The organism is Pseudoalteromonas sp. P1-26 (assembly GCF_001401795.1).
In the GTDB taxonomy this organism is placed as follows: Bacteria; Pseudomonadota; Gammaproteobacteria; order Enterobacterales; family Alteromonadaceae; genus Pseudoalteromonas.
The window spans coordinates 27,894-40,009 of the sequence record NZ_LKDX01000001.1 but is presented as its reverse complement, the minus strand read 5'-3'; the positions used below and the strand labels follow the sequence as shown (position 1 = coordinate 40,009).

General features: G+C 43.3%; 8 protein-coding genes. 7 read left to right on the top strand and 1 reads right to left on the bottom strand.

The annotated features are described in order from the left end of the window. Positions 1-76 precede the first annotated feature (76 nt). Together AN394_RS00225 and AN394_RS00220 are read left to right on the top strand one after the other, a co-directional pair. Positions 77-856: an ABC transporter substrate-binding protein gene (locus AN394_RS00225; RefSeq protein ID WP_082401673.1), complete on the top strand. Its 780-nt coding sequence runs from the start codon at positions 77-79 to the stop codon at positions 854-856. A gap of 80 nt (positions 857-936) precedes the next feature. Next, the gene (locus AN394_RS00220; protein WP_054562840.1) at positions 937-1,569 is read left to right on the top strand and encodes an OmpA family protein; all 633 of its coding nucleotides are present in this window, start codon (positions 937-939) and stop codon (positions 1,567-1,569) included. Between the two features lie 61 nt (positions 1,570-1,630). On the opposite strand, the gene AN394_RS00215 is transcribed toward AN394_RS00220, so the two are convergent. Continuing rightward, positions 1,631-3,403, bottom strand: a complete 1,773-nt coding sequence (locus AN394_RS00215) for an ABC transporter transmembrane domain-containing protein (RefSeq protein WP_055020514.1) — start codon at positions 3,401-3,403, stop codon at positions 1,631-1,633. Positions 3,404-3,480: 77 nt separating this feature from the next. Between AN394_RS00215 and AN394_RS00210 the strand changes: the two genes are divergently transcribed. From AN394_RS00210 to AN394_RS00190, 5 genes are all read left to right on the top strand, one after another. After that, positions 3,481-3,885 carry a DUF3224 domain-containing protein gene (locus AN394_RS00210; RefSeq protein WP_054562838.1) on the top strand — a complete coding sequence of 135 codons (405 nt, stop codon included), beginning with the start codon at positions 3,481-3,483 and terminating at the stop codon, positions 3,883-3,885. Between the two features lies 1 nt (position 3,886). Next, the gene (locus AN394_RS00205) at positions 3,887-4,066 is read left to right on the top strand and encodes a DUF4177 domain-containing protein (RefSeq protein WP_054554414.1); all 180 of its coding nucleotides are present in this window, start codon (positions 3,887-3,889) and stop codon (positions 4,064-4,066) included. After that, a complete protein-coding gene (locus AN394_RS00200; protein ID WP_054562837.1) occupies positions 4,066-4,683 on the top strand; it encodes a LysE family translocator in 618 nt (205 codons plus the stop codon). The genes AN394_RS00205 and AN394_RS00200 overlap by 1 nt, the downstream gene beginning before the upstream one ends. A gap of 187 nt (positions 4,684-4,870) precedes the next feature. After that, positions 4,871-7,765, top strand: a complete 2,895-nt coding sequence (locus tag AN394_RS00195; protein ID WP_055020513.1) for a TonB-dependent receptor — start codon at positions 4,871-4,873, stop codon at positions 7,763-7,765. 22 nt (positions 7,766-7,787) lie between these two features. Further along, positions 7,788-12,104, top strand: coding sequence for an alpha-1,6-glucosidase domain-containing protein (locus AN394_RS00190; protein ID WP_055020512.1), 4,317 nt, complete (start codon positions 7,788-7,790; stop codon positions 12,102-12,104). Positions 12,105-12,116 lie beyond the last annotated feature (12 nt).

Here is a 12,116-nt window from a genome sequence, read left to right as displayed (position 1 = left end):
TGACATTTTTGTGGTTTTTATGACACAAGGCCGTCTACAATATAGAGAACGAGTGAACGTAGTTATGAGTATTACTATGAAACGCTATATTACCAGTTTATTGTTATTACTTTGCAGCAGCTTTGCACTTGCAACCTCTTTTGAGAAAGTTGTGGTGGCTGTTGATCATGCGCCTCCTTATGGCATGGTCTCTGAAGATGGTAGAGTCAGTGGCGCAATAGTGGATATTATGCGTGAAATGCAGCGTACCTTGCCTATCAAGCTTGAGTATGTCGCTTGCCCGTTTTCTCGTTGTTTAAAAATGCTCGAGCAAAATGAGCTAGATGTAATGGGCGGGCTTATTCGCACAGAAGCGCGTGAGCAAAAAATGCAGTTTCTTACTCCACCATACATGATGCTGTCATCTTCTTTTGTGTTTTATGCCAGAGCCGATAGCGAGCTTAAAATAAACAATTATCAAGACCTAGTCGGTAAGCGTATTGCGGTAATGCGAGGCGCTGCGCACTTTCCTCGTTTTGATAGCGATAAAACACTCACCAAAGTCGAAGCGTTAAGCGAACATAATGCTTTTGATATGTTATTAAAGGGCCGCGTTGAGTTGGTAATTGCTGTTGAAACCACAGCTGATCATGCCTCAGTGTTTTTGCAGCGACCTTCGCAAGATATCGTAAAAATGCCTTATCGCTATAAAGATGTTATTTATGGTCACATTGCCCTTAGTAAGCAGTTTGCAAGCTCGGGTTTAGCCGAAAAAATTCAAGAACGCCTCAATACGTTAGTCCTCAATGGCCGTTTAACAGAATTGGTCAAAAGTTATAACTTACCTCCGGTTACTGCTGTAGCAATCGATAAGTAACCCATTCTTCATAGTTTGTTCATAGACGTTCATTCATAATTGTTAACAATTCAATTTGAATAATTGCCATGGAGAGATACATGACTTTTACAAAATCAGTTTTAACAGTGGGCGTATTAGCCGTTCTATTAACAGGTTGTGAGACTACGAATACAGGTAAAGGCGCTGCGATTGGTGCTGCTACAGGTGCAGTACTAGGTAAAGCAACTGGTGACCATGACGATAAACGTATTTTCATTGGTGCGGCTATTGGTGCATTAGCAGGTGCAGCCGTTGGCGATTATATGGATAAGCAAGAAGAAGCATTTCGCGATGAGCTAGCAGGTTCAGGTGTTGAAGTGGTTCGTGAAGGCGACAATATTCGTCTAGTGATGCCATCAAATATTACCTTTGCAACTGATCAATCTTATATTTCTTCTGGCTTTCATAGCACCCTAGACGCAATTGCTAAAGTAATGAATAAATACGAAAAAACCTACTTAAGCGTTGAAGGTCATACCGACAGCACAGGTAAAGATAGCTACAATATGACGTTATCTCAACAACGTGCGCAAAGCGTAAAAGATTACTTAGTTAATCATCAGATTATGTCTGCACGTATCAGCACGCGAGGCTATGGTGAAACACGTCCTGTGGCGAGCAATGACTCAGCAAATGGCCGAGCTTTAAACCGCCGCGTAGAAATTCAGATCGTACCGAATACACAAGGTTAGATTTTATATCTAGATTTGTGGTCAGGTTTGATATGCCCTTTCAAACCTGACATTTCCCTTCTTAATCTCGATTAAACTGTAATTCGCACAATTGTTTATACAATGGGTTAGTCTCAAACAATTGCTGATGCGTACCCGTTGCAATAATTTCTCCTTTATCCATCACGACAATCACATCGGCGTGTTTAACTGTGGCTAAACGATGGGCAATAATCAGTGTTGTTCTGTCTTTCATTAGATGCTCAAGGGCAGCTTGTACATGAAACTCACTTTGTGCGTCGAGTGCACTGGTTGCTTCATCAAGCAATAAAATGGCAGGGTCTTTTAATATTGCGCGCGCTAGTACTATACGTTGTTTTTGCCCACCTGAGAGCCTAACACCTTGCTCCCCTAAAAAGCTGTGGTAACCATCTGGTAGTTGCTTAATAAACTCATCGGCATGGGCATATTTAGCCGCAGCATATACTTGCTCGTCGCTGGCGCTTGGGTTGCCATAACGTATGTTATGCATTACGTCTGAGCTAAATAAAATTGGGTTTTGTGCCACCATCCCCATTTGCTGGCGTAAGCAATCAAGAGAAAGTGCTTTTATGTTTATTCCTGCCAGCGAAATACTCCCAGAACTTGGGTCATAAAAGCGCTGTAGTAATTCAAATAATGTTGTTTTACCAGCGCCTGATGGGCCAACGATTGCAACAGTTTGCCCCTGTTTTACTTGTAAATTCAGCGCATTTAAAGCGGCTTTATCTGGCCTTGAAGGGTAATGAAAAGACACATCATTAAACTGAATAGCAGGGTGATTAAGCTTGTTTTCCTCAAGTTGTGCATCATGATTTGTATCTGGACTTTTTATCATGCTTTCAACGGCGAGTAGCTCTAATAATCGTGCAGCTGCACCTGCTGCTCTTTGCAACTCACCGTACACTTCGGCAACGGTTGCTACAGACATCGCCACCATAATCGCATAAAACACGAAAGCACCTAGCTCACCACCTGTCATGGTGCCAGCTAATACGTCGCTGCCACCAACCCAAAGCATCACGCTAATAGCACTAAAGGTCAGAAATATTACCGCTGCAATCAAAAACGAGCGCTGTTTGATTCGGCTCTTCGCTACTTGAAACGCTTTGTTGGTTTCTTCGCTAAATGCGGCTTTTTCACGCTCTTCGTGACTATAACTTTGCACGACTTTGATATTTTGAATGATCTCACCAGCATAGGTGCTGATATCGGCAATGGCATCTTGGCTTGAGCTAGCCAGCTTTCTCACTTTTCGGCCAAAAATCATCATCGGCAGTAGTACCACGGGTACGCAGGCAACAACCACAAGAGTTAGCTTTAGGTTGGTGATAAGTAGCATAGCCAAGCCACCAATCAGCATTAAGCTACTGCGTAATGCCATCGAAAAAGAGGAGCCAATGATAGATTGCAACAAGGTGGTGTCGGTGGTTAGTCGCGACATCAGTTCGCCGCTGCGGTTTTCTTCAAAGTAGCTTGGGTGTAATGTAACGATGCGATCAAACACGGCTTTACGGATATCGTTACTGACTCGCTCACCAATCCACGACATTAAATAAAAGCGACAAAAAGTACCTACAGCCAATAAGCTTATTAAACCAATCAATACCATCACCGCTTGTTGAAGCTGAGCTTGTGAGCCTGCAATAAAGCCATGGTCGATAACAAATTTAACGCCTTGTCCGAGTGACAAGTTAACACCGGCCGTAAGCAGCAAGGCGCCAAGGGCTGCAAACACCATCCATTTATAGGGCTTTATAAAAGCTAAAATCGGTAACAGGCTACTAAATGCGGCCTTTTCTTTATTGTTAGACATGCTAGATTCTTGTTGGTGAATAGGGTATAGATATGGTTATCAATGCTCTAAAAATCAACAGTTATTAAGGGATTAGTATGGAATCTACAACGATCAGTGGTCAATTCACCGTAAAGTTAAACCCAATTGGCGGCTATGCCACAGGGCAAGATGGCGTAAATTTGGGACGCATGTCGATTGATAAACAGTTTTCAGGTCCATTAGAGGCAACAAGCCAAGGCGAAATGCTCAGTGCCATGACTGCAACTCAGGGCAGTGCAGGTTATGTAGCGATTGAACAGGTCGTAGGTAGCTTAGAGGGTAAGCAAGGCAGTTTTGTACTACAACATTTTGGCACTATGGATAAAGGGGCTGACCGATTGATTTTAGAAGTGGTGCCTGACTCTGGCGCAGGAGAGCTTGAAGGTCTCTGTGGTAAAATGGCAATTCGAATTGAATCGGGTATTCATCATTATGACTTTGAATACCAACTGATGGACTAACATGCAAAAAGTAGTTGAGTTTAAAAAGAAGCGCTTTTTCGGCGGTATCGATATTGATGCATTAAATCAACGGGTGTTCGAATTAGGTCAAGCTGGCTGGCAAGTGAAAACAATCACCACTGCCACTGGGGTTTATGGTCAGATAACATCCGTTTTATTACTAATTGAGAATAACGAATAATGACACTAACTGAGTGGTTGAGTTTAGTCTTAATTTGCGTGATGGGGGCAATGTCGCCGGGGCCGAGTTTAGCTGTGGTTTTAAAACACAGCTTACATGGCGGTATGAAGAACGGCATGTTAGCGGCGTTGAGCCACGGTATTGGGGTTGGCTTTTATGCATGTGCCTCGTTACTAGGTTTAGGTGCGCTGATGACTCAGTTACCAACGCTTTATCAAGTGCTGGTCTATGGTGGTGCAGCCTATCTTGCATATTTGGGTATTCGTATTCTGTTAGCTAAATCCAGCTCGCAAACACTGAATGTTGAGCAGACTAAGCCTAGCCCTCGCAGCGCGCTGCAAGATGGCTTTGCTATTGCCTTTTTAAACCCAAAACTTGCGGTATTCTTTTTAGCACTGTTTTCGCAATTTATTGACCCTGAGAACCTGACTTTGCAAGTTGGTTTAATCATGTGTTTAACGGTATTTGTGCTTGATACAGGCTGGTATCTACTTGTTGCACTGTTAACCGAAATATCAAAAAAGCGTTTTGGTTTCACCAAGACAAATCCATGGCTTGAAAAATTGCTAGGGGTGATCTTTATTGCCTTAGCTGTTCGTGTTGTTATTACCCTATAAATCCCTCTATATTGCGATTACATCACTAATAAAAAAGGGTTGTGATCGCTGCTCTCCCCAGCAACCTCCTATTGCATACGTATTCATCACACAATATTTACCTTTTGGTTACACTTTATTGGTTGTTTTTTGACAACAACAATAACCACAAATACAACACCTCCAACGACAACAGGGTGGAAATCCAATGGGGAAATTCAAGCTAAGTGCGCTTATGCTGGCTTTAGTGGCAGCAAATAGTGCAATAGCGGCGACGGAAGAAGAACGCACATCAGCAAAGGAAATCGATCCTGAGCTAGAAGTAATCGAAGTGCGCGGCTTTAGTCGCAGCTTAATTCAATCATTAAATCAAAAACGCTTTAGCGACACTGTCTCTGAGCAACTATCAGCTGATGACTTAGGGGCATTACCTGATGTGTCTATGGCTGATGCATTAACACGTCTACCGGGGATCTCGGCGGTACGTACCGGTGGCCAAGCTGCCGAAATCAACATACGCGGTTTATCTGGTGGATTTGTTTTTTCGACATTAAATGGTCGAGAGCAAGTATCTACTAGTGGTAGTCGCAGTATTGAGTTTGACCAATACCCGTCAGAGTTAATCAGTTCCGCGGCGGTCTACAAGTCGCCTAAGGCCTCACTTATTGAAGGGGGCGTAGCAGGTACGGTAGAGCTACAAACAGCCAGCCCATTGGATAATGACCAGCAACACAAATTTACTGCGAATGTGCGTGGTATGTATAACGACCGTGCTTCAGAGGTATTTGATGCCACGGAGTATGGCGACCGTATTAGCTTTTCTTACCAAGGCAAGTTTCTTGACGAGACGCTAGGTGTCGCAGTGGGTTACGCGCGCTTATTCCAACCAAGTGTGGCGACTCAGTTTATCGGTTTAGCATATAACGGTAATAAAGATGTTGATGGGCTAGCAAATGATACCGATGGCCCTGCAGATAACCCTGCTAATGAATACATCAGTGAAGGGTTTGAGCTTCAGCACTTAGGTGGTGAAGAAACCCGTAATGGTTATTTAACCTCAATTGAATGGGTGCCAACCGATAACTTTAAACTAAAAGGTGATGCGTTTTTATCACGTTTTGATAGCGAATCATTTGCCCGTGGTTTTCGGGTTAAGTTTGGTGGTCCGTCTGCGGTGTATGCTAACCCAGTGCTTGACGGTAATGCGGTGATTGGTGGTGCAATTAACCGCACATCAAATAGCTTTACCCGTGTTGAAATCGTTAATGATGATAACCAAGACTTTGATGAAGTAGACAGCTATGGCATTAATGCCGATTGGCAAGTTACTGAGCGTTTAAACGTCAATGCTGACGTGTCGCTATCACGTGCGAAAAGTAATTTCCGCAATGGTTTACTGTGGGCATTGGTAGCAGAAGATGCCACCGTTGAGAACCCTGTGTTCGATACCAATGTATCGCTAAACTATCAATTGAACGGCTTAAACTTGCCTGATGTAGGTTTTAACCAAGCCGACGCATTTAGCGATATTGACCGAGTTATGGTCAGTAAATACGGTATTTACCCGTATGAAAATGAAGATGAAGTAAAAGCATTTCGACTCGATTTTAAGTATGAGTTAGAGAATAACTGGTTTAGCTCAATTGAATTTGGCGCTCGTTATTCAGACCGTGAGTACAGCAATAATCGCTCTGTATTTGAATACGGTAACGATGGTGCATTCTCCTCGACTCAACCACCGCTTCGTCTTACTGATGACATGACTACAGTAGTCGATTGGCAAGGCGAGTTTAGTTATTTCCCATCATATTTAGCGATAGATTTAGATAAAGCACTCAACGCATGGTTTCCTGATGGAACTCCGCAGCCAGTACAGACCTGGGGTAACGCCGATGGTGTTGTGGATTTAGATGGTGATGGTGAGCCAGATGCGCAAGGCTATACCACTAACTACTCATGGACCATGTTACAAAGTGGCTCAGTGTATGAAGAAGTAGTGTCAGCCTATCTTATGCTTAACATTGATACTGAAATTGGCACTCTACCCGTTACAGGTAATATCGGTATTCGCCGAGTAGATACCGATCAGTCAGCGACGGTACTCGAAAACGTCGGTGGCGATCCGCAGCTCGGAGCGCAATATATTGTTGATGACAATGGCATTGTTAACGACCTTTATGCGCCAAGCGTGTTAGGCATTAAATACACAGACTACCTGCCTTCATTAAATCTGAACTTTAAAGTGAGTGACGCGACACAAATTCGTTTTGCTGCGGCAAAAGTGATGGCGCGCGCTCCGATTAACCGTTTAGCGGGTGATGCCAGTGCATCGGTTAACAATGACGGCGAAATTAACGGTTCAAGTACTAATAACCCATTCTTAAAACCTTTCTATGCTGATCAATACGATATCTCGTACGAGCAATACTTTGAAGACACCGATGGTGCACTGGTTGTTGCTGCGTTTTATAAGAATATCGACTCATTCATAGATACGGTAGCTATCGAGAGCTTTGACTTTAAGGGTAATGGTTTTAACGTACCAGAATACATTGTTGACCCTGTCAGCGGTGAGCAAATCGAAACCACAAATGGGGTGTACACAACTGCGGTTAACAATGCCAAAGGCGGTTATATTCGTGGTATTGAGCTTGCCTATACGCAAGTTTTCTCTTTCTTACCCTCGCCGTTTGAAGGTTTAGGTATTAACGCCAGTTACTCGTATACCGAGAGTGAGGTGCAATCTATTACCGATTTAGGTGGTGATTCTGTGTCGCAAGACTTGCCTGGCCTTTCAAACAATGTCTTTAACGGCACACTTTTTTACAGCTATGAAAACTTTGAAACACGTTTGAATGTGCGTTATCGCGATGATTTCGTTTCAGAGCAAGTTGCTGTCAATGAGCAAGTGGTGAATTTTGATGCAGAAACGGTTGTCGATTTCCAAACGTCGTATCAGTTCACAGATTCATTCGGCATGTTATTACAAGTGAATAACTTAACCGATGAACCAACACAAAGCTACTTTGGAACAACCAGTAAAACAGGCACCACGCAATTTTTTGGTCGTCAGTTTTATCTAGGTTTTACCTATAACCATTGATCAGTAAGTTGGAGATAATAATATGAAAATAATAGCTAATTTTAGCCGCTTACTGATTGCATGTAGCATGGTATTGCTAACTGCATGTGGTGGTGGCGCTAGTAACGATATAGATTCTGGGCAAGTTTTATTGACCTGTAGTGTCCCGCAAGTTCCCAATGAAGCGGGGACTGAGTGTGTTGATCCACCACCGATTAGTTGTCCGGCACCAACGGTACCCGATGAGAATAATGAAAGCTGCGTGGTAGGCGCTGATCCCACTTTGCCTGATCCTGTGGTTTTCCCTGCAGATGACGAAGCCATCTTATTCTATAACCGCACCAGTGATGATGCCTACGAAGGTTATCGATTACACTCATGGAATAACGATGACTGTGATGCGTACGCAGCGCCGTTTGATGCCACTGATTGGGCCAATGGGCATGAATACGATGGTATTGATCCTAACTATGGCGCGTACTGGATTGTAAAACTAAAAGAAGGTTACAACGAGTGTGCTAACTTCATCGTGCATATTGGTACCGAAGGGTCTGGCAAAGCGTTTGGTGATGTTGATTTAAAAATGCCATTGATGCAGGACGATGAAAAGTTCCAACGTATGAACTTTACCATTCATGGTGAACCATCAGTATTTGAATATCCAATTGTTAGCTTAGGTGAGCGCCCGGTGAGTATTTCTGGTGCTTCAGCGCATTGGATTGATTTGTCTACTGTGATTTACCAGCCAAGTAATGAGCTGACAAGTATCATTAAATTACACTCATCAAACAGTGCTGATTTAGCTGTCGATGAAGATACCGGTGAGTTAAATGGTCAAGTGGTTGAGCTTACATCGACATCTTTAAGCGATGAACAAATCGCTAAAGTGCCGCACCTTGCTGGATGGAATGCATACCAAGGTAACTGGGATGCTGCGTCTGCAAAAGAGCTTATTAAACAACAACTGGTTGTGGCAGGCTATGATGCTGATGGCAAGCTAACAGAAGCCACTTATGTGCAAGCCGCTAAAGCCCTCGATGACTTATACACTAGTGGCGAAAGTGATGCTAATGAAGCACAACTAGGTGTGCATTACGCCAATAATGGCATTGATGTGTCGGTATGGGCGCCGACTGCAAGCAATATGAAATTAGCGCTTTATGATGCTGATAAAACAGAGCTTGAACAACTTGCTATGACCTTTGATAGCACAACGGGTATTTGGTCTAGCAATGTCGATATCAGTCACGATCGCCATTACTACCGCTTTATGTTTGATGTTTATCACCCAGCGACTAAGCAAATTGAAAGCTTATGGAGCACAGATCCTTATTCATTAAACGTTTCAACCAATGGTCTATATAGCCAACTGATCAACCTTGATGATGAAGATACTAAACCAACTGGCTGGGATGAGCGTATGGTGCCAACGGTTGATTACCCTGAGCAAGCGGTCATTTACGAAGGTCATGTGCGTGATTTTAGTGTACGGGATGAAACCGTCAGTGAAGCAAACCGTGGTAAGTATCTTGCGTTTACTGAGCTTGATAGCGCACCAATGCAACACCTCAAAAAGCTGGCAGATAATGGCTTAACCCATTTCCATTTACTACCACTGACAGATATTGGCACCATTGATGAAGATGCCAGTCAGCGTGTTGATATTACTGCAACCTTAGGTGATTTATGTAGCCGCATTGACGATGATGCTGATGCATGTAAAACCGAAGATAAGAGTGCTTTGATTGTTGATTTAATGGCGTCATATCTACCAGGCTCTGATGATGCTCAAGCACTTGCCAATGCAATGCGTGGTGTTGATAGCTTTAACTGGGGTTATGATCCGCATCATTTTATTGCACCTGAAGGTTCTTACGCTTCATCACCTGAAGGTATTGCACGAGTCAAAGAGACGCGTGCGATGATCCAGTCTTTACAAGAAATTGGTTTACGTGTCGTGCTAGATGTTGTTTATAACCACACGACCTCTTCAGGTGTTTGGGATAAATCAGTGTTCGATAAACTCGTTCCGGGTTATTACCACAGATACAACGAAACCTCTGGTGATATCGAACGTTCAACATGCTGTGAGAATACCGCTACTGAACATGTCATGATGGATAAGTTCGTTACTGACTCTATGGTGATATTAGCCCGCGACTTTGGTTACGATAGCTTCCGCTTTGATGTGATGGGGCATATGCCAAAAGCCTCAATTATGGCAGCGCTTAATGCAGTGCAAGCAGTTGATCCTGATACCTACTTCTACGGTGAAGGATGGAACTTTGATGAAGTCGCAGATAACCGTTTATTTGTGCAAGCTAAACAAATGGATATGGCTGGCACAGAAGTAGGTACCTTTAATGACCGTATTCGTGAAGCAATTCGTGGTGGTGCATTCTTTAGCAATAATGTCACAGATGGCAATTTATCTGAGCAAGATACGTTGCGTTTATCACTGGCAGGTAACTTACAAAACTACATTCTTAAAGACTTCAAAGGTAATTCAGCAAAAGGCAGCAGCTTTAGTTGGGGTGGTCAGCCAGCAGCTTATGCCCTTGACCCAGCTGATAGCATTAACTATGTCTCTAAGCATGATAACGAAACACTATGGGATCAGCTGCAATATAAGCATGGTACTAACTTAAGTATTGAAGAGCGTGTGCGTGTTCACAATATGGCTTTAGCTATGCCGCTGATGAGCCAAGGTATTCCATTTATGCAAATGGGTGCTGATATGCTGCGTTCTAAATCAATGGATCGTAACAGCTATGATTCTGGTGATTGGTTCAACTTTGTTGATTTCAGTATGGATACCAATAACTGGAATGTAGGCCTACCTCCTGCGCAAGATAACCAAGCGAAGTGGGGCGAAATTGCACCTATTTCAGCAAATCCTAACGCACAAGCGATGGCAAGCGATATTGAGTACGCAAGTAATATATTTACTGAATTCTTAGCAATTCGTAGTGCCAGCCCACTATTTAGTTTAACCACAGAGCAAGACATTTTAGACCGCGTTGGCTTCCACAATATTGGTAAGCGTCAACAGCAAGGCTTAGTCGTGATGAGTATCGATGATGGTATTGGTTTGACTGACCTAGATAGCCAATACGATGCCATTGTCGTGGTGATGAACGGTACGGAGCAAAGCTTATCGCATACAGTATCAACGGCTGCGGGTTTTGAGCTTCACCCTGTTTTAAAAGCGAGTGTTGACTCAAGTATGTCAGCAGCAAGTTTTATGGCTGGTGAAGGCGAAGGTACCTTTAATGTTCCGCCTTATACTGTAGCTGTGTTTGTGAAACCACAAGGTGATGCACAAGGTGAAGGCTTAAGTGCCGATGCGACTGTGGGTGCGCCAGATATTGTGCCATTTGGTAGCACAACAGTTTATGTTCGTGGCTCGTTAAATGACTGGGGTACGGCAAATAGCTTTGAATATGTGGGTAATGGCGAGTACAAAATTGCGATTCCTCTAACAGCAGGTAGCTATGAATTTAAAGTGGCTTCTGAAGATTGGTCTACTGTTGATTTTGGTGCGCTTTCTGCCGATGTTGCTGAGGTGATCGAAGGTGAAGATGAGCCATTGACACGCAGTGGTGCCAATATGACCTTTACGGCGGCAATGGATGCTGTTTATGTGTTCTCATTCGATGCCACAGACACCGATAACCCAGTGCTTAACGTCTACAACGAAGAGCCATTTGTTGGCACGCCAATTTATGTGCGCGGTGACTTCAATAGTTGGGATACCAGTGATGAATTAATGTACCAAGGCAAAGGTGTTTATACTTTCACTAAACAATTAACTACAGGTAGTTATAGCTTTAAGTTTGCTTCAAGTGATTGGAATACCGTCGATTATGGCTCAGGTGAAAGTAGCGCAGCAGTAACTGTAGGTACAGAAAAATTACTCGCAGTAAAAGGTTCAAACATGACCATTGATATTGCCAGCGATGGTCAATATCAGTTTGTGTTTGATGCTAGTAACCTTGAAGAGCCACTCATGACCGTATTTAATGCAGAAATGTTTGGTGACACTCAAGTCTATTTGCGAGGCAGCATGAATAATTGGGATCCAGTGGATCCGTTAATTTATACTGGCGATGCTTTATATAGTACGACACTGGCACTTGAAGTGGGAGAATATGGATTCAAAGTCGCTTCAAGTGACTGGAACACCATAAATTATGGCGGTAGTGGTGATTCACCCATCGCTATTATTGGTGAAGCGACCTTATTAGAAGCCGTTGGGGGTGATATCACCTTGAGTATTGCAGCTGCTGGCGATTATCGTTTTACAGTGCAAGGACCTGATCTGAGTAAACTAACAGTGACGGTTGAAGCAGTGGAATAGCTTTCCCTGCAG

What these genes read in the sequence shown, in the direction of transcription:
- AN394_RS00225 (WP_082401673.1), top strand. Translation starts at nt 77, where the DNA reads ATGAAACGCTATATTACCAGTTTATTGTTATTACTTTGCAGCAGCTTT.
- AN394_RS00220 (WP_054562840.1), top strand. Translation starts at nt 937, where the DNA reads ATGACTTTTACAAAATCAGTTTTAACAGTGGGCGTATTAGCCGTTCTA.
- AN394_RS00215 (WP_055020514.1), bottom strand. Translation starts at nt 3,403, where the DNA reads ATGTCTAACAATAAAGAAAAGGCCGCATTTAGTAGCCTGTTACCGATT.
- AN394_RS00210 (WP_054562838.1), top strand. Translation starts at nt 3,481, where the DNA reads ATGGAATCTACAACGATCAGTGGTCAATTCACCGTAAAGTTAAACCCA.
- AN394_RS00205 (WP_054554414.1), top strand. Translation starts at nt 3,887, where the DNA reads ATGCAAAAAGTAGTTGAGTTTAAAAAGAAGCGCTTTTTCGGCGGTATC.
- AN394_RS00200 (WP_054562837.1), top strand. Translation starts at nt 4,066, where the DNA reads ATGACACTAACTGAGTGGTTGAGTTTAGTCTTAATTTGCGTGATGGGG.
- AN394_RS00195 (WP_055020513.1), top strand. Translation starts at nt 4,871, where the DNA reads ATGGGGAAATTCAAGCTAAGTGCGCTTATGCTGGCTTTAGTGGCAGCA.
- AN394_RS00190 (WP_055020512.1), top strand. Translation starts at nt 7,788, where the DNA reads ATGAAAATAATAGCTAATTTTAGCCGCTTACTGATTGCATGTAGCATG.